20 protein-coding genes are annotated in these 16,110 nt (G+C 60.0%); 8 read left to right on the forward strand and 12 right to left on the reverse strand.

All coding sequences use genetic code 11. The annotated features are described in order from the left end of the window. Positions 1-204: 204 nt before the first annotated feature. Together treZ and NLM32_RS14890 are read left to right on the forward strand one after the other, a co-directional pair. Complete coding sequence (gene treZ, locus NLM32_RS14885) at positions 205-2,058, forward strand: malto-oligosyltrehalose trehalohydrolase (RefSeq protein ID WP_254129699.1); 1,854 nt, start codon at positions 205-207, stop codon at positions 2,056-2,058. Between the two features lie 133 nt (positions 2,059-2,191). After that, a complete protein-coding gene (locus NLM32_RS14890) occupies positions 2,192-2,959 on the forward strand; it encodes an EAL domain-containing protein (RefSeq protein WP_254129700.1) in 768 nt (255 codons plus the stop codon). 77 nt (positions 2,960-3,036) lie between these two features. Here NLM32_RS14890 and NLM32_RS14895 read toward each other — a convergent pair whose 3' ends face one another. Further along, the gene (locus tag NLM32_RS14895) at positions 3,037-3,570 is read right to left on the reverse strand and encodes an Lrp/AsnC family transcriptional regulator (RefSeq protein ID WP_254129701.1); all 534 of its coding nucleotides are present in this window, start codon (positions 3,568-3,570) and stop codon (positions 3,037-3,039) included. Here NLM32_RS14895 and NLM32_RS14900 point away from each other — a divergent pair. Both NLM32_RS14900 and NLM32_RS14905 read left to right on the forward strand, forming a co-directional pair. Then, positions 3,552-4,604, forward strand: coding sequence for a DMT family transporter (locus NLM32_RS14900; protein WP_309144848.1), 1,053 nt, complete (start codon positions 3,552-3,554; stop codon positions 4,602-4,604). The genes NLM32_RS14895 and NLM32_RS14900 overlap by 19 nt on opposite strands. Further along, a complete protein-coding gene (locus NLM32_RS14905) occupies positions 4,601-5,377 on the forward strand; it encodes a hypothetical protein (protein ID WP_254129702.1) in 777 nt (258 codons plus the stop codon). Before NLM32_RS14900 ends, NLM32_RS14905 begins: the two co-directional genes overlap by 4 nt. Positions 5,378-5,390: 13 nt before the next feature. Here the strand turns inward: NLM32_RS14905 and NLM32_RS14910 are convergent, their stop codons facing one another. The 5 genes from NLM32_RS14910 to NLM32_RS14930 all read right to left on the reverse strand — a co-directional run bounded on the left by NLM32_RS14910 (position 5,391) and on the right by NLM32_RS14930 (position 9,265). Further along, complete coding sequence (locus NLM32_RS14910) at positions 5,391-6,995, reverse strand: gamma-glutamyltransferase family protein (protein ID WP_254129703.1); 1,605 nt, start codon at positions 6,993-6,995, stop codon at positions 5,391-5,393. A gap of 291 nt (positions 6,996-7,286) precedes the next feature. Beyond that, positions 7,287-7,505, reverse strand: a complete 219-nt coding sequence (locus tag NLM32_RS14915) for a DUF6894 family protein (RefSeq protein ID WP_254129704.1) — start codon at positions 7,503-7,505, stop codon at positions 7,287-7,289. 360 nt (positions 7,506-7,865) lie between these two features. Then, positions 7,866-8,099 carry a DUF6894 family protein gene (locus tag NLM32_RS14920; RefSeq protein WP_254129705.1) on the reverse strand — a complete coding sequence of 78 codons (234 nt, stop codon included), beginning with the start codon at positions 8,097-8,099 and terminating at the stop codon, positions 7,866-7,868. Beyond that, a complete protein-coding gene (locus tag NLM32_RS14925) occupies positions 8,096-8,830 on the reverse strand; it encodes a Crp/Fnr family transcriptional regulator (RefSeq protein WP_254129706.1) in 735 nt (244 codons plus the stop codon). Before NLM32_RS14925 ends, NLM32_RS14920 begins: the two co-directional genes overlap by 4 nt. Positions 8,831-9,058: 228 nt before the next feature. Next, positions 9,059-9,265, reverse strand: coding sequence for a hypothetical protein (locus tag NLM32_RS14930; RefSeq protein ID WP_254129707.1), 207 nt, complete (start codon positions 9,263-9,265; stop codon positions 9,059-9,061). A 191-nt stretch (positions 9,266-9,456) separates the two neighbouring features. Between NLM32_RS14930 and NLM32_RS14935 the strand changes: the two genes are divergently transcribed. Then, on the forward strand, positions 9,457-9,693 hold the full coding sequence (locus tag NLM32_RS14935) for a hypothetical protein (RefSeq protein WP_254129708.1): 237 nt from the start codon (positions 9,457-9,459) through the stop codon (positions 9,691-9,693). 46 nt (positions 9,694-9,739) lie between these two features. After that, positions 9,740-9,976: a hypothetical protein gene (locus NLM32_RS14940; protein WP_254129709.1), complete on the forward strand. Its 237-nt coding sequence runs from the start codon at positions 9,740-9,742 to the stop codon at positions 9,974-9,976. Positions 9,977-10,464: 488 nt separating this feature from the next. Here the strand turns inward: NLM32_RS14940 and NLM32_RS14945 are convergent, their stop codons facing one another. From NLM32_RS14945 to NLM32_RS14960, 4 genes are all read right to left on the reverse strand, one after another. Beyond that, a complete protein-coding gene (locus NLM32_RS14945; RefSeq protein ID WP_254129710.1) occupies positions 10,465-10,968 on the reverse strand; it encodes a ferritin-like domain-containing protein in 504 nt (167 codons plus the stop codon). Between the two features lie 365 nt (positions 10,969-11,333). Then, positions 11,334-11,969, reverse strand: a complete 636-nt coding sequence (locus NLM32_RS14950; protein ID WP_254129711.1) for a cysteine hydrolase family protein — start codon at positions 11,967-11,969, stop codon at positions 11,334-11,336. Between the two features lie 54 nt (positions 11,970-12,023). Continuing rightward, positions 12,024-12,575: an MOSC domain-containing protein gene (locus NLM32_RS14955; protein ID WP_254129712.1), complete on the reverse strand. Its 552-nt coding sequence runs from the start codon at positions 12,573-12,575 to the stop codon at positions 12,024-12,026. Next, on the reverse strand, positions 12,572-13,633 hold the full coding sequence (locus NLM32_RS14960) for a YihY/virulence factor BrkB family protein (RefSeq protein WP_256568459.1): 1,062 nt from the start codon (positions 13,631-13,633) through the stop codon (positions 12,572-12,574). Before NLM32_RS14960 ends, NLM32_RS14955 begins: the two co-directional genes overlap by 4 nt. A gap of 470 nt (positions 13,634-14,103) precedes the next feature. Here NLM32_RS14960 and NLM32_RS14965 point away from each other — a divergent pair, with 470 nt between their 5' ends. Further along, on the forward strand, positions 14,104-15,102 hold the full coding sequence (locus NLM32_RS14965; protein WP_254129714.1) for an alpha/beta fold hydrolase: 999 nt from the start codon (positions 14,104-14,106) through the stop codon (positions 15,100-15,102). A 192-nt stretch (positions 15,103-15,294) separates the two neighbouring features. Beyond that, on the forward strand, positions 15,295-15,507 hold the full coding sequence (locus tag NLM32_RS14970; RefSeq protein WP_254129715.1) for a DNA-directed RNA polymerase subunit alpha C-terminal domain-containing protein: 213 nt from the start codon (positions 15,295-15,297) through the stop codon (positions 15,505-15,507). A 58-nt stretch (positions 15,508-15,565) separates the two neighbouring features. On the opposite strand, the gene NLM32_RS14975 is transcribed toward NLM32_RS14970, so the two are convergent. Together NLM32_RS14975 and NLM32_RS14980 are read right to left on the reverse strand one after the other, a co-directional pair. Further along, entirely contained in the window at positions 15,566-15,778 is a 213-nt protein-coding gene (locus NLM32_RS14975; RefSeq protein WP_254129716.1) for a hypothetical protein, read from the reverse strand. Between the two features lie 9 nt (positions 15,779-15,787). Continuing rightward, positions 15,788-15,982 (reverse strand): hypothetical protein, encoded by a 195-nt coding sequence (locus tag NLM32_RS14980; RefSeq protein ID WP_254129717.1) that lies wholly within the window; start codon positions 15,980-15,982, stop codon positions 15,788-15,790. Positions 15,983-16,110: the final 128 nt, after the last annotated feature.

Below are 16,110 nucleotides of genomic sequence, written 5' to 3' on the forward strand. Positions count from 1 at the left end.
GCCCGCGCGTCTTCTCGTAAGTGCAAAAGTGTACGTAGCGCGGCGCTCGCGCAATTCTCAGGGGGGTGCCCGGGGGTGGGCGGAACGAGCCGCAGACATCGGGAGGAACGAATGCAGCGATGCCAGCTTTCGTCCTCACAGGCGTGCTTAAGCGATCGTAAAGCGGTTCACCAACCCCCGTCGTGCCCGCGCTCAAGTATACCGATGTTGTTTGCGTCCGGCGAAAGGCCAACGGGTTTGCACCAAAAACTGGGAATAACCGGACATATCCGGCGCCACGGTCCTCAGATTGTGGATCATGGGGTCGTCTTCAACCTTTGGGCGCCGAGCGCGCGGTCGGTCGAACTGCTCGAGGCGGGGCGGCCGGAACGACGGATGCCCCGCGACAACGACGGATGGTATCAAGTGCTCAGCGCGACCGCACACGCCGGCACGCGTTATCAATTCGCGATCGATGCGGACTTGATCGTCCCCGATCCCGCGTCCTTTTTTCAACCCGATGACGTCGGTGCGCCGAGCGAGGTCTTGGATACGTCGACCCTTCGTGATGCCATCCTCTATCAGGGCCGCCCCTGGGCCGAAGCTGTCATCTACGAGCTCCATGTCGGCACGTTCAGTGATGAGGGGACCTATGCTGGCGTAGAGCAGAGATTGCCGTATCTGCGCGACCTCGGCATCACCGCCATCGAGTTGATGCCGCTCAATGACGTCCCCGGCCGGCACAATTGGGGTTACGACGGCGTCCTTCTAAACGCGCCGAACGCGCGGTGCGGCAGTCCGCAGGATCTCAAGCGCCTTCTGCGTGCTGCGCATGCCCTCGACATCATGGTCTACTTGGATGTCGTCTATAACCATTTCGGGCCACAGCTGAACTTTCTGCATAGCTACGCGGAAAGCTTCTTCACCTCACGCCACACGACCGGCTGGGGCCCTGCAGTCAACCTCGAGGGTGACGAGGGTGTATTCGTCCGCGAATTCCTGATTCAGAACGCGCTGATGTGGCTCCGCGACTACGGCTTCGACGGACTGCGCCTCGACGCGGTCCATGCTCTGAAGGACGATTCCGACCGACATTTTCTCGTCGAGCTTGCCGAGACGGTACGGCACGAGCTGCCCGGGCGGCGCGTGCACTTGATGCTCGAGAACGAGGCCAACCAGGCCCATCTTCTCGATCGTTCGAACGGCCAGGCCGGGCACTACGACGCGCAATGGGGCGACGACTTCCACAATGCGTTGCACGTCCTTCTGACGGGCGAGAATGAGGGCTATTATCGAGCGTTCGCCGACAAGCCGCTGGAACATCTGGCCCGATCCTTGACGGAGGGGTTTGCGTATCAAGGCGAGACCTTTCCGCTTCACGACGCGCCGCGCGGCGAGCCAAGCGCTCATCTGCCGCCCGAAGCCACCATTTTCTTCGCGCAGAACCATGACCAGATCGGCAATCGCGCACTCGGGGAACGCCTGTCCAGACTGGTCAGTCCTGAGAAACTCGGTCAGGCGCTCGTGCTGGTCCTGCTGAATCCGCACATCCCGATGCTGTTCATGGGCGAGGAGGCAGCGGCCGACACACCCTTCCTGTTCTTCGCGGACTGGACGGGAGAGGCGGCCGAGCTGACGCGCGAGGGACGGCGCAGGGAGTTTGCACATTTCAAAGCGTTTTCGTCGCCTGAGACGCGGGCCGGGATTCCGGATCCGTGCGACGACCAGACGTTTCGGGCTTCGAAGCTGGATTGGGCAAGCATCGATCGGTCTTCCGTCGGCCTGCAATTCCGGGCGCTCACGATCCGGTTGCTGCGTCTTCGCCAGGACAAGATCGTGCCACTGATCAAATTAGGCCTCGTTTCAGCCGGAGCCGAATTGCTGGGAGAAGGCTCTCGCATTGGCGGCGTCAATGTCCGTTGGCGGGCGTCGGACGGGACCATCTTGCAAATAGTTGCCAACCTTGCTGACCACGAATTGCCGATGCCGCAGCTCATCAGCGGGGAAGAGCTATGGCGATTGCGCCCGGCAAACGCCGACGCAATCCTGCCGAGCGACATTATCGTGCGATTGGGTTGAGGTCGGACCGCTGGGAAGCACGCGGGGACAGCACTGCTGTGGTTCCGAGGCCTCTTCCCTTACAAGCCTTCTCTGTTTCTTAACATGGAGGGTCTACGCATTTACGAGACCAACCCCCGATATGAGGGCCACCGTGAACGCAAAGTGTGCAGGGTGCGCGAACGGCGCTGAGCTGCCGTTCGATTTCAAGATGGCCTTCCAGCCAATCGTTGATATCTCGGAGAGCCGCGCTTGGGGTTACGAAGCACTCGTGCGCGGCCCAAATGGTGAAAGCGCCCATAGCGTGTTGAGCCAGTTGACCGACGATCTGCTTTACCGATTTGATCAAGCTGCCAGAGTTTTGGCGATTGAAACGGCAGGACGTCTGTTTGACGACCCCACCGCACGTCTTTCCATCAATTTTATGCCGAACGCCGTTTACGAACCGAGAGCCTGCATTCAAAAATCCCTGGAGGCTGCCAAGCGCGCACAATTTCCAGCTTCGAACCTGATGTTTGAGTTCACCGAAAACGAGCGTATTGGCGATCCGGCTCACGTTGAGAACATTGTTCGGTCCTATAAAAAGCTGGGGTTTCTGACCGCCTTGGACGATTTCGGCGCTGGTTACGCGGGGCTGAATTTGCTGGCTCGCCTGCAACCTGACCTGATCAAAATCGATATGGAGCTGCTCCGAAATATTCACCAGAGTCATGCCAAGCAGGTGATCGTGGCGGGTCTTGTGTCCATGGCGCGAGAACTCAACATTACCGTTCTTGCGGAAGGCGTGGAAAGCGAGGCCGAGCTCACAGTCTTGCGAGCTGCGGGAATCACGTTATTCCAAGGCTACTATTTTGCGAAACCTTCTTTGATGAGCATTCCGGCTATTTCGGAACCTCAACGGGCGTTCGTCGCCGCCGGATAGGCCGTGTACTCTTGAGGTAAAGGGACATGCGTCCCAAACCCGACATGTCGGCAAATGACCCAAAGCGGACTTGTCGATCACGAATCAACAGGAAGTTCCGTTGTCGATTTAGTTAGAGCCAATACTATCTCGCTGGTATAGGCGCGAACACCGGGGGCGACCTTCAACATACGTCGAGCAAATTCCTGGTAGTGCGCAACGTCACGGCTACGAACCAGTAAAATGTAGTCTGTGTCGCCAGCGATCAACATGCACTGCATCACGCGCGAGGAAGCCATCATTCGGGTTTCGAAAGTGTGCATCATCGCCTCGGTGGGGCCGTCAAGCTTCAAGCGCACCACTGTCAACAGCGGATACCCGAGCGCCTCGGCGGACAAAAGTGATATCGTGCGCTTGATAACCCCGGCGCCTCGCAAGCGACGGACGCGCTTCAAACAGGCCGGAGGCGACAAACCGATCTGGTCCGCCAATACCTGGTTGGCGATTAGTGCATCTGTCTGCAAGGTTTGAAGGATTCGCTTGTCGATCTCGTCGAGGGCGACTGAAGGTGCTACAGCGGGCTTTCCTTTTGGAAAGCTTTCGGCCCTCTTAGATGCTGTGGATTTCTTCATGGGTGGTTTTTAAGCAAGTCCAGCGAAGAAATCAGCAAAAAAAAGAAATCCCTGCAGAAGCCCAATTGGGTAATTTGGTCTGCATGATCTCACGGACATTTCGACTCGAACGAGCCGAGCCGCTCTCGTCGACCGGCCTTTCCATGCGGGGCATCATCTGGATGCTCCTGCTCGCGCTGATGTGGGGCCTTTCCATCCCGATCACGAAGTACGGGCTCCAATCGGCTCCTCCGCTGACTTTGACCGCGATGAGGTTTGCTGTTGCCGTGGTGCTGCTGTTCCTATGCACGATAGGCAAGCCCGTGCTCTCGCTCCGGGCGCTGCTGCGTGCGGCCGCTTTGGGTGTTCTCGGAATCGGGGTAGGGCAGGTGTCGCAGGCTTTCGGCATCCAAGGCACGACCGCCTCCGTGGGAACGATCATTTCGGCCACGATTCCTATCTTCGTCGTGGTGTTCGCCGCACTTCGGCTCGGGCAGCGGGTTTCGGGGCGGCAGAAATTTGGGCTTTTGGCGGCGTTCCTTGGCATCGGTCTGGTCGCGCTCGGGCGCGATCAAACGACCGGCGGGGTGGCTTCGTCGGACTTGGCGGGCGCCTCCTGGATGCTGCTCTCGGCGGTCACGATCGCCTTCTACTACGTCTGGAGCGTGGAGCTCACACGCGAATACGGCACCGTCACCATCGCGGCATGGAGCACGCTCTTCGGCTTCCTCGCGCTCCTGCCATGGTGCGCCTGGGAGATGTCGCACACTGAGGTTCATCTGACGGTTGGCGTCATCAGTGCGGCCGTGTACCTCGGAGTGGCGGTCAGCGTCGTTGGCCTGTTCCTGTGGCTTCACATACTCAAGACCGTTTCCGCGCCCGTGGCGGCGAGCGTTCAATATCTTCAGCCCGTGGTCGGCATCGCGGCCGCTGCGGCGATGTTCGGAGACACGCTCGGTGTTCTTTTCGGTGCCGGCGTTGTGCTGATCCTTGCCGGTCTCGCTTTGGCGGTGGCCACCAAGCGCAAGGCCGAGGAAGCAGTGCCGCACGAATGAGCCTCATCGCCTTCAAACTGACCCTGCCGCCCCTCCTCATCCTGGCTGCTTCGCTCGCGGGACGTCGTTGGGGCGACGCCATCGGCGGCTGGCTGGTCGGTCTGCCGCTGACGTCCGGACCGGTTGCAGCCTTCCTCGCCGTCCAGTACGGGCCGGACTTCGCCGCGGCGGCCACCAACGGCTCTCTGGTCGGAACGGCCGCGCAGGCGTGCTTCAGCCTTGGGTACGCCCTGCTCGCCCAGCGGGGATGGTTGGCCGCCCTAGTCTGCGGAGCTTTGGCCTATGCGCTCGCCGGGCTGCTCCTACAGTCCTTGCCGCTGGCACACTGGGGATTCCTTTTTGTCGCTCTTGCCACACTCACCGGAGCAGCGCGCTTCATTCCGTACCAGGCAGCAATCCGCGGCACGGTTCCCACTCCCTGGTGGGATTTGCCTGCTCGCATGCTGATAGCAACGATCATCGTGCTGACCTTGACCGCAGCCGCCGCGTTCGTCGGTCCGAAAACGGCTGGCGTGCTGGCGAGCTTTCCCGTGTTTGGTACCATCCTGGCGATCTTCGCGCACCGCATTAGCGGAGCCACGATGGCTATTCAGGTGTTGCGGGGCATGGTGCTGGCTCTCTACGGCTTCGCTACGTTCTTCTTCGTCCTCGGGCTCATGCTCACGACGGCTGGCGTTCTGCCGGCGTTCCTTGCCGCCCTTGCCGCCACACTATTGGTCCAGACGGGCGCCCTGCGATTACTACGGCGCGGACATTCGCTGAAGGCAGCATGACAAGTGTTGCGGGCTAGACCGGCACCACATAGCCATCGCGGCGCGGATCGCAGCCGCCACTCATCAATCCAGTCGAAGGATCACGCGTCACGCCCTGCATGCCGCCGACGCGCATGACCCAATCCTCGCTCGGAATGATGGTGTGACCGCGTTCAGCGAGACCGGCCAGGACGTCGGGCGCCAACCGCGTTTCCGGCTCGATCTGCCGGCCGTCCCAGAGACGTATGCGCGGCTGTTCGATCGCTTGCTGCAGGGGGTGGTCGAAATCGACGCATTGGACCAGCGCTTGCACCTGCGTCTGCAAGATCCCGTAACTGCCCGGAGTGCCGAGGGCAAGCACCGCCGCTCCGTCGCGGGTCGATATCGTCGGCGCCATGCATATGGGCAATGCATCGCCTGGCTTCGCGCGATGCGGCGAATCCGGCTGCACATCGGCCCAGTGCATGAAGTTATTCAGCGTCACGCCCGTACCTGGCACGATCACCGCAGCACCGTACGGCGATCCGAGGCTATTGGTTAGGCAAACGAGATTGCCGTCACCATCGCCGATCGACATTGAAGTGGTGTGATGTTCGGTGGCAGGCATTCCCATCCATTGCTCCGTCGGCCCATCGATGGTGTCACCAGAGCGCACCTTGGCACGCAACCTGGCAATGTGGTCCTCCGACAAGAGTTCGGCCAGCTTCGTCGGCGACGGATTGTTGTGCGCGATGCGCTCGCCGGCGGCGAGGCGTATGGCGCGCAGCACGATATCGACGTGCTCAATACCGTTGTTCTCTAATGCACCGAGATCGAACCCGTCCAGGATGCGGAGCGCCGACAGCATCTGGAAACCTTCGCAGGGCGGTGGCGGCAGGTTCACCTTCAGATCGCGATACCGGGCAGTGATCGGGTCCCTCCACGAATCCGCTATGTTCGTGGCGAAGGCTCCGAGATCTGCCATCGTCACCGACCCGCCGTTTTCGTACAGGTGCTCGACCATGGCCTTGCCAAGCGCTCCCGCATAAAGATGCTCAGGACCACGCACGGAGATGGTCTCATAGGTCTTAGCGAGATCCGGCTGTTTAAGCACCCAGCCGAGCCGCACCTTGCCGTAGCCGTCGGTGTAATTTTCTGCCCAGGGAGCATAGAGCGCTGGGTATCTCGCGATCTCCGGGGACGTCACGTTCGTTTCGAACTCGTTGAATTCAGTGATGCCGTAACCGTCGCGCGCCACGGCTATCGCCGACTGCAGGCAATCGCCGAACGACAATTTGCCATAGCGCTTGTTCAACTCCGCCCAGCCGGCCAGATTGCCTGGCGTCCCGACCGCCTGAGCGCCGCGCCTTACCTCTTCGCGATCGGAGAACTTCCGATAGGGGAACTCCTTGTGTATCGGGGGCACGAAATTCAGCGTGCGAGCCCTGCTTTCGCTGGCCACCCAGCACGTCGCGAGTCCCATTCCGGCAAGGCCCGACATGAACGGCTCGACCACGCTGAGCGTCGATGCAACCGCTACGACGGCATCAAATGCATTGCCGCCGCTTGCGAGTATTTTGGCGCCCGCCGATGCCGCCACGGGATGCGCCGCCGCCACCATACCATGTCTAGAGTAGATCGTCGGACGTTTCCCGTTCATGCCGACTCCTATGGCCGTGCCCGTAAGCAATTGGACCATAGCCGAGTATTCGATTGCCGTTGAGCGAAATGAAACTCCAACAGAAGCCTGCGCGTAAAAGTCCTCACGCCGTGGGCTTCATGTCAGCTTGTGGCCCTTAGCTGACGTCCACCTAAGCACCCTCAATGTCTGCTCTTGAGGGTACTGCGGACCCCGCTACCCCGTACGATGCTCGATATATGAGTAAACGCTCTAGTCCATTCCGAGCTGAATTGACACTCATCAGCGTCAATTCCTTGAGAAGCAACAGGACTAGTCGGGAAGGGTCAAAGGTGCTCGGTGAATTTCCTCGCCCCGCTCGTTCTTCACCGAGACCAAATTTCCAACTCGCAGCAAGCTCGGCTTTTCGGTCGCGAGACGATGCGCGATCAAGTCTCCTTCGTGCTTTGCTTCCTCGTCATCGGTACATTCGTGTCCCTTGATGTCGTGGGCAGGAATGTCGCCGAGCAGGTCAAAATGGTACAGGGGCATGCTGCAGCAACAACGCTGTGCCGCAGATTGTTCCTCGCAGTTTGAGACGGGGAGTTGCGCGACGTTTGAGAGGAGACTGACCGGTCAGTCGTAGCAGCATCGCTCGGACGGCCATGGCAGAGCGTAGTCCCGAGCTCGCTTTGCCGCCAAATCCCTATAGGACCGGGCCTGCTTCATGAGCTGGTCCTTGAAGTCCGAATCTTGCTCACTGGCGGTAAGCAGTTCGAGCTGAACCGCGCGTTCCAAATACTCAGCAAGCAACTTCACCCTATCTTTGTCCCTAAATGCGAAGTTGATTTTCCCTAGGCGCTCGATCCTCCGGCAACAAATGTGTTTCAAAAAGCCGACCAGCCACTGATCTTAATCCGCCCTCTCGATCAAAACCCTCACTGTGACCTGCGCAACTTTGATATCGCCCGACCGAACCTCCAAGACAATGTCGCTGGGAGAAAGCGACAGCTGATCTCGGGCCATCAAAACGGCGGCATCCGCGGCCTGAAGCAGTGCAGTATCGAGGTCGGGAAACTCAATACTCTCTTCAGCCATTTCGCCCGGCGCCGAAACGTAAAAGCGTTTTTGAAGGGGCTGCGTCACTCTGGTGCTCCGCGGCGTGTGAGCTGATGCAAGTAGGCAGGGTCGAAACCGCTGATTGCTTGTACGGTGGGAAAGTCCAGCAGCGCGACGTGGTTCCTGCGAACATCCAAGACACCCTCGCTGCGAAAACGTTGAATGATTCGGTTGGCATGAACCGCGCTAATTCCCAGCGCTTCGGCGAGCTCGGCTTGTGTCACGGAAAACTCGAACTCATTGCCCTGAACAAGCCCGACCGCCGCCATGCGGTGATAAAGTTCCGCGAAGAGATGCCCCATTCTCGCGGGCGCATCCCGCGCGCCAAGGTTCACGATCCACTCCCTGAATATTGCCGCATCGATCAAGGTTTCTCTCCACAACGCGTGAGCGACCGAGGGTCTTTCATCGACAAGTTTCAGTACATCTGAGTGTGCGATGAAAGCCAAGGTGGCCGGCGATATCGAAACGAGGTCGTGATCCATGGAGCGTAGAAAGAGGCTTTGAAGGTCTGGAATATCCCCTGCAACGTGGAAGGACAGGATCTGCCGCTTGCCCATATCCGTAATTTTTGCGCGGCAAGCAAATCCCTTCACCAGCAGACAGCAGGCGTTTGGTCGCTCACCGGTTCTGACAATGGATGTTTGCGCCGGAACGTCGCGGACATGAACCGGCAGCCGCGCGATCGCGGCTGCGTCTTCCGCGTCAATGTGCGTATCGCTCCGCAGTCGGCGGATGAGGATGTCAATGTGGGCCATTATGAACCTCGCATCATCCGACGGAGGTGCCCGTTGGATGGTTCCTGCGCCAACTGAGTTGAGGCAAGGCGGTTCCTCATGGCGGCTCTCTACACCAGCTGACGACCCGAGGATGAAGGGCAGTAGTTCCTAAATGAGCTGCCCGCTGGTCATTTAAGCGAGCCTCTCGCAGGAGAAGACACAACTCGCCACCGGTCATCAAAGCCGGTCGCTCATTCCGCAGCTAAGCTATTCCGTTCGGGGCAACTCTGCGACTGCCTTTCGCGCGATGATGCTAAACTCGCCTAAAGTCGAGCGCCCTTGGCGAGCAGCGGTGAGCAGGCATTCCGCAACGATTTTTCTCTGCGTGTGATTGCCGCCCCCTGGCAACGCTTGGCAGGCCTCTTCGAGTGTCACGTCCATCTTCGACAGAATGCTTGGCTTGAACTCGCTCATGGTCGGCCCTCACGCGTTTCTTGCCTGAATTATGCTGGCGCGAAAATCCTGTCGTTAACAAAGTTTAGTCCTCGGCCCAGTCTTTGCCGCCGCGGGGGCCCTGCAGTTATTTTCGGCAGAACCGGGATTCAACCGGATCGGTTGGTTCATTCCGGCCATCCCGCCAATCTGATGGCACCTATGAAACATCCATGCGGTTTCGTGCTTATAGCAAAATGCAGCGAATTCATCTGGTTCGAGTGATGACAGACAACGGCGAGCGCCAGATCTGGTTTGCAGCCACGGGACGCGACGAAGCGGTTGACCGGGTGCTCGACAAGATACCACCGGGTTGGACCGCCAGCCTCTTAAATCGAGAGCTTGGTGCCGACGAGGCCGTCGCATTGGATATGCAGCCCGGCGAAGTCAGGCAGCATCAATTGTCTTGAGATGCAATTACAGGGTCGATCGAAAGCCAGCTCTAGGAGGTAAAAGGTGGCAGTCAACAAACCGACCGGCGACAATGCCCGCAAGGGCGCGGTGAAAAAGCGCTCGCAGACCAGATCGACGCTGGGCGGTGCTTCCGCTTGGACCAAGCGCAACAAGGCGTCCGGCGAATTTATCGGCGTTAAGAAGCCCGCGAAGGGAAAGAAGGCCGCTAAGAAGTTCAAGGGCGTGCGAGTGGAGAAGAAGGCAGCCAACAAGAGGGTTGCGAAAAAGACCCGTCGATAGGAACGGAACATTCATTCCGCCGGTTGGCGAAAGAACTCGGGAGAGCGCCGTGAAAGCAACTCTGTCAATCGCAGCAAGCCTTATCGTCCTATTGACCGCCAACGCTTCAGCGCAACCCGCGGGCGCCCCGAGCGGGCGAGGCGCGGTTACCGGTGATCCCGCGGCCAGCTCGACGGCACCGGGCAAAGATCCGCAGGGGACCTCGGGCTTGTCGTCCGGTTCGACCAGCGGGAGTGGAAGCTCAACGTCGGGCGGAAAAGATGACAACGGAGATCAGGGGCGTGACAGGATGCCCGAGAGCAATATGAACGTCAGGCCCCAGGATCAGCAGCCGAAAAAACCTCGCTAGCTGCCGGCGGCCGTTTTTGGAGCCTTGACGAGGTAGACGAAGTTTGCCGCTACTGTAGCGAATCGACGTTACAAGAGCGGTGGTCGAGGAAAGGCCGCCCTGATTGGAGCGGACGGCTATATCCTTCCTTTGCTGCGGACTAAGCCGCCTTCTCGTTCACGCTGCGCAGGGCCATCGTGTTGAGTTTCTCATCCGTGGCTTTTTCCTCATCGAGGTTCTGCTGCAGGACTGATGCGCAGTCGTCGCGGCCAAGCTTCTTGGCCCAGGCGATCAAGGTGCCGTAACGCGTGATTTCGTAGTGCTCCACCGCTTGGGCCGCCGCGATCAACGTCGCGTCGAGCACCTGCTTGTCGTCGACATCGCCGGCAACGTCGCTTGCTTCCTTGAGGATGCCGTCGATGGCTGGACAATCGACTCCCTGAACCTCCACGCCGTGCATCTGGAAGACTTTCTCGAGACGAGTGATCTGGCCCTTGGTCTCGGACAGATGCGTCTGGAAGCCGTTCTTGAGGCCGGGATCGGTCGCCTTCTCGACCATGTCGGGAAGGTTCTTCGCGATCTGCTGCTCGGCGTAGTAGATGTCCTTGAGCGTGTGCACGAAGAGGTCGTTGAGCGTCTTGATGTCCTTGGTGAAAAATCCCATGGCGATCTCCCTGGTTGGATCCGAACGGCCAACTTTCGTTGCGACACGACGTTCCTAAGGATTCACAGGGCGATGATCTCCTGCGCGCGGACGACGAGTTCTTCCTGCGAAAGCTCTTGCTCTAGCCGCGCGTAGGGCACCAGACTCGGGCGCGAGCTTGGCCGCAATGACCTTGACGACCGCGGCCCCGTCACGCTCGGTCGTGCGGCCGGCGCGCCAAAGTCCTTGACCGGGTGGGCGGACGAAGCTGGCCGCGCCACCGAACTTGTCGGTCGGCTCCTGCAGAAAATCGTCGAACTATTCCTTCGAAATGGCTCGCCCTTTCCGGTCTCCTTGGAACAAGTACCTGCACGATTTGCAGCGGTTCACGACACCAGCCTCCCAGGGCCGCCGGCGGGCCAGTTGGCGAGCACGGTCTCCGTCGTGGCGCACTCCACCTGCTGTCCGAAGCGGTTCATGTAGATGTTCATCATGGAATCGTGCGTTTCGTCCGCTGAGCTGCAAAGCGCATCCGTCACCAGGATGACGCGGAAGCCCCAATCGACCGCGCCCAGCACGGTCGCGAGCACGCAGACATCGGTCTCCCCGCCGGTGACGATGACGGTATCGACGGCGGCTTCGCGGAGGTCCGCATGAAGCGCGCTCCCCGTCCAGGGCGAGTAGACGTACTTGTCGAACGTCCGCGCCGGCGGGACGAAGCGCGCGAGGTCCGGCACGAGGTCGACCATTTCCGGCCCGAGCCGATCGATGGTCATCGAACTCCAGCGCTCATAGTATTGGCGCCACATCCCCACGCCCTTTCCCGGGCTTCGCGCGGGGATGAAGCGGGTGAAGGTGGTCCGCTCGGGATGAACGGCGGTGATCGCGGCGACGTTCGGCAGGACGCGCGGCAGCCACGGCATCGTCCACTCTGTTCCTCCCGCGAACATACGCTGCATGTCGACGCACATGTGGACTGCGTTCTGAATGGCGCCGTGTTGGAGGTCATCGCTCTTTGTCATCAACCGGTCCTTAGAGCCAGCTCCAACGGAGGTGCGGCAGCATGGTTCCTCAGCCTACAGCGCCGGAAGCCGGTCATGATTCCCATCCGGCAACAGAACGCGGGCAGTATCACCAGCGGCTACCCGTCCTCCAGCTCGCACCGCGCCCAGGACGCCGCATCTAAATGCAGGGCCCGTCTTCACCGACGACACGACTTGCTTTTTCAGACCCGCCCTGAATCGGTCGATGAGTACGCACGGCGTCCGCAGTCCAGTCAGTTCTACGATCGCCGTTGGGCCGAGTTCGATGCGCGTTCCCAGCGGCATCGCCTCCAGGTTTAGGCCCGCCGTGGTGATGTTTTCGCCGAGCTCTCCTGGGGTGACCACGAAACCGGCCCCCTGAAGATCGTCGAACAGTTCGCACGGAAGAAGGTGGACTTGACGCAGGTTGGGCAATCGAGGGTGGCGGCGGGCCAGGTACCTGTGCCGCACGAACTCGCCGGCGTGGGCATCCCCCTCCACACCGTAGCTTTCTATCAGCATGATGTGCTCGTGAACCGGCTTGCTGAACCTGTGACGGCTGTCGGCGGCCACCGCCACGACTGCGCCCTCGACGGCGTGACTCAAGATCGTGCGGCTCCCACGGTGTCCGCCATCTTGGCGCCCCTGACGCCGAGCGGCTTGGGCCTTCCGGTGGTCGTGTCGCGGGCGGTCTGATGCTCCATCTCGGCGTTGAGCTCCGCACCCAGCAGGATGACTATTGCCGAGATCCACAGCCAGGTCATGAAGCCGATGACCGCGCCCAAGGAACCGTAAGTCTGATTGAAGGTCCCGAAGTTGGCGGCGTAGAACGAGAACAGGCCTGACGCCACAAGCCACAGAAGCGTCGCTGCGGCGCTTCCCCAGGTGATCCACGTCCACCGCGGCGCCTGACGGCTGGGTCCGAACCGGTAGATGCAAGCGATCGCGAACGCCAGCACGATGAAGAGGGCAGGCCAGCGTCCCATCCGGACCAGAAGGTCGGCGGCGTTCGACAGGCCTACGAATTGAAGGGCGATGGGAACTACGACCACGGCGCCGAGAGCCGCGAGTATGAAGGCGATGCCGCCGACCGTGAATCCTAACGACATCGCGTTCAGCTTGACGAAGCCGCGCTTCTCCTGCTCGCCGTAGACGATGTTCAACGTGTCGAACAACGACTTCATGGCTGCGTTCGCGCTCCACAGCGAGATCACGAGCCCGATTGCGAACGTGAAGCCCAGGGTCCGGTCGCCCTTCGTGGCGACGCGCGTGAGCTGCTCGCGGGCCACGTCGACGGCGCCGCCGGGAATGAAACCCCCGACTTCGTCGAGGTGCTTGGCGATGCTGCCGGGGTCCGAGAACAACCCGTAGATGGCGACCAGCGCCGCGATGGCCGGAAAGATCGCAAGCAGGCTGTAGTAGGTCATGCCCGCGGCGAGCGCGAAGATGCGGTGATCGCCGATGTTGGCGTAGACGCGCCAGAGGATGTCCTTCCAGCCCCGCGCCGGTATCTCGGACGGTGACGTCGCTTCGCGTCCGCGTTCTCCGGTTTCGCTGGCCACGCCGGCGGAGGAGGTGTTCCGTTCGGCCTTTCGCTCCTCGGGGAAGTCGTTGTTATTTTGATGCGGCCAGCCTGCGTGGGGTGGGACGAGCCGATCCCACATGAAGGCGACAGCCAAGAGTCCGACTGCCGCTGCGAGGCTCCATTTGCCGTCCGCTGCTCGCGCTTCATAGTTTTTGATTTCGGCCACCGAAACTCTCCGAAGATGAAAATCTCCGAAGACGTGGTGGAGTTCCTGGCTGCGGGCTGTTCGGTCGTGATTACAGTGTTTTTACGGGAAATGGCACAGGTTAGTTTTCACTGGAGACACGCTCGCCTTGAAGCCCTTCCGAGACTTGTCAGGCTCCGAGCGTAATCTAAGGAGCAAGGCCACTAACTGCGACGCAAGATGCTGTAGTGGGGCATTCCCGTATCAGTCGGAATCGCTTCGACGAAGCTTTTGGCCAAGGCCGTCATTGGTGACGCCCGCCCATGGACCGACCGCGAGGAACGAACGTCGCTGCCGAAGGTTCAGCCGTGCTGCAACAATTTCGGGGCGCTCGGAGATCTTGCAGTCCCAAATCGGATAAACTCATGACCGCAGTCAATCGCCGTGTGCGAATCTTCGCGTCCCCCCGGCGTCGCCAGCCCGAGCATCGCTCCTACGCCACGGCCGCTGTCGTCGCCGCAGCGACGCTTACGGCCGCCGCGGTCATCAACCGATATCTTGCCAATAAGGCGGAGGCTGCCAATCCCCCCGTCGGCAAGTTCGTCGAAGTCGATGGAGTTCACCTGCACTATGTCGAGCACGGCACCGGCGAACCGCTGGTATTGCTGCATGGCAACGGCAGCATGGTCGAAGATTTTGTCTCGAGCGGCCTTATTGATCTAGCCGCGCAGAATTACAGGGTGCTGGCATTTGACCGCCCGGGCTTCGGCCATAGCAGCCGACCGCGGGGCGTAACTTGGTCGCCGGATGCCCAAGCCGCCTTAATTGCACGCGCACTTGAGAAGCTCGGTGTTCGTAGCACACTAACACTGGGCCATTCGTGGGGAGCTTCTGTAGCAGTAGCACTGGCCCTCCGCTCCCCAGAATTGGTCACCGGTCTTGTCCTCGCGTCAGGCTACTACTATCCAACGGTGCGCCCGGTCTTCGCAGTGGCTTCAATACCCGCGTTGCCGCTGATCGGCGACATCATCGCCTGGACAATCGCACCGCTGTTCGGTCGGCTCATGGGGCCGCTTGCCGAGGAAAAGATTTTTGGGCCTCAGAAGCCGCCGCCGAAATTTGACCGGTTTCCAAAAGAGATGGCGATGCGTCCATCTCAGCAAAGGGCGTCCGCAGTGGATGGTTCTTTGTTGATTCCGAACGCTGTTGAATTCCAGCACCGATATGCCGAGCTAAAGATGCCCGTCGTCATTATAGCGGGCGACGCAGATCGATTGATCGATACCGAAAAGCAGTCGGCGCGCTTGCATCGCGACATTTCTCATAGCCGGTTTCATCGTCTGTCCGGCGCAGGGCACATGATCGAACAGACACAAACCGACGACGTGATGGCGGCAATCGACGAAGCCGCCAACCTCCATTGATTCAGTACAGGCTGTTCGGGCGGTAGGTCATTTTTAGGCTAGGGCCAGGTTAAAGATGGAACCGCGCCAAATATAGGAGCGATGCCGACTTTGTCTACTTGTGTGTAGACGCATATGAAGTCGTTTCATACGAACGTGGAGTAGGGCTAGTCGGCGCCGCCGTCGGTCGCCAAGGCGGAGTTGATTGTTATATTGTCTGATCAGTTTGCGGATGACGTGCCGATTGAAGGGATTGGTTTGCCGACAAGACTGCGCAAAGCGCTGACCAACGAAGGTCTTAAAACCGTTGGCGATGTCCGCGATCTGTCCGACATCGATCTGCGCTGCATGCGTCAAATCGGAAACAACAGCTTTCGCCTGCTTCGTGAAATTCTTGGCCCATCACGGCGCCCGCGAAAACGATAGGTTTCATGTCAGTGTGCGTCAGCGAATGGCGGGCTTACAGCTCCGCCGCCCAGGCCGTTCAATAAACACGCACCTTTGCCTTTAGCGCCTCTACGCCGGCCGCCGTAATTTTGTATTTTCTGAGTCCCTCGCCGGCGTCCCTTTTGATCCAGCCTTTACGCAAAAGCTTCATGATGGTCGCCGGGCTGGCATGGTAGTGGGGACTGCCGCGAATGGCTTCCATCGCCGCGCGTTCATGATAGCTGGGCACGTTCGAAGGCGGCGCGGGCATGTTCTCTTGCTACCCCGGCTTCTGCCCAGTCTCTACACTCACCTTGTCGATGGCTTTTTGCACCTCGGAAGCGAGTACCGAAAAATGCTCCGAGAGTTTGGTGAAAAGCTCTCGCTTTGCCTCATCCGTCGCCAGCTTGGCGACCCGCGCACAATCCGCAGCTTCAGCCCGCAGCTTCTCCAGCTGCACCTGCATGTCTTTCATGGTGTCCCTCAGCGGGATCCACTGTAGCCGGACTCCATCGTGGAGAGTGCAACAAATGTTAGGAACGCGACTGCGGGTTTTACCGGGAGGCAACTTGGTCAGCTTGGCCTGAATTTGACGACACGGTC

The organism is Bradyrhizobium sp. CCGUVB14 (genome assembly GCF_024199935.1).
GTDB lineage: Bacteria > Pseudomonadota > Alphaproteobacteria > Rhizobiales > Xanthobacteraceae > Bradyrhizobium.

Bases quoted from the DNA above. Each gene is read 5' to 3' on its own strand.
- treZ (WP_254129699.1), top strand. From the start codon at position 205: ATGTTGTTTGCGTCCGGCGAAAGGCCAACGGGTTTGCACCAAAAACTG.
- NLM32_RS14900 (WP_309144848.1), top strand. From the start codon at position 3,552: ATGCTGTGGATTTCTTCATGGGTGGTTTTTAAGCAAGTCCAGCGAAGA.
- NLM32_RS14895 (WP_254129701.1), bottom strand. From the start codon at position 3,570: ATGAAGAAATCCACAGCATCTAAGAGGGCCGAAAGCTTTCCAAAAGGA.
- NLM32_RS14905 (WP_254129702.1), top strand. From the start codon at position 4,601: ATGAGCCTCATCGCCTTCAAACTGACCCTGCCGCCCCTCCTCATCCTG.
- NLM32_RS14910 (WP_254129703.1), bottom strand. From the start codon at position 6,995: ATGAACGGGAAACGTCCGACGATCTACTCTAGACATGGTATGGTGGCG.
- NLM32_RS14915 (WP_254129704.1), bottom strand. From the start codon at position 7,505: ATGCCCCTGTACCATTTTGACCTGCTCGGCGACATTCCTGCCCACGAC.
- NLM32_RS14925 (WP_254129706.1), bottom strand. From the start codon at position 8,830: ATGGCCCACATTGACATCCTCATCCGCCGACTGCGGAGCGATACGCAC.
- NLM32_RS14930 (WP_254129707.1), bottom strand. From the start codon at position 9,265: ATGAGCGAGTTCAAGCCAAGCATTCTGTCGAAGATGGACGTGACACTC.
- NLM32_RS14935 (WP_254129708.1), top strand. From the start codon at position 9,457: ATGCGGTTTCGTGCTTATAGCAAAATGCAGCGAATTCATCTGGTTCGA.
- NLM32_RS14945 (WP_254129710.1), bottom strand. From the start codon at position 10,968: ATGGGATTTTTCACCAAGGACATCAAGACGCTCAACGACCTCTTCGTG.
- NLM32_RS14950 (WP_254129711.1), bottom strand. From the start codon at position 11,969: ATGACAAAGAGCGATGACCTCCAACACGGCGCCATTCAGAACGCAGTC.
- NLM32_RS14960 (WP_256568459.1), bottom strand. From the start codon at position 13,633: ATGTGGGATCGGCTCGTCCCACCCCACGCAGGCTGGCCGCATCAAAAT.
- NLM32_RS14965 (WP_254129714.1), top strand. From the start codon at position 14,104: ATGACCGCAGTCAATCGCCGTGTGCGAATCTTCGCGTCCCCCCGGCGT.
- NLM32_RS14975 (WP_254129716.1), bottom strand. From the start codon at position 15,778: ATGCCCGCGCCGCCTTCGAACGTGCCCAGCTATCATGAACGCGCGGCG.
- NLM32_RS14980 (WP_254129717.1), bottom strand. From the start codon at position 15,982: ATGAAAGACATGCAGGTGCAGCTGGAGAAGCTGCGGGCTGAAGCTGCG.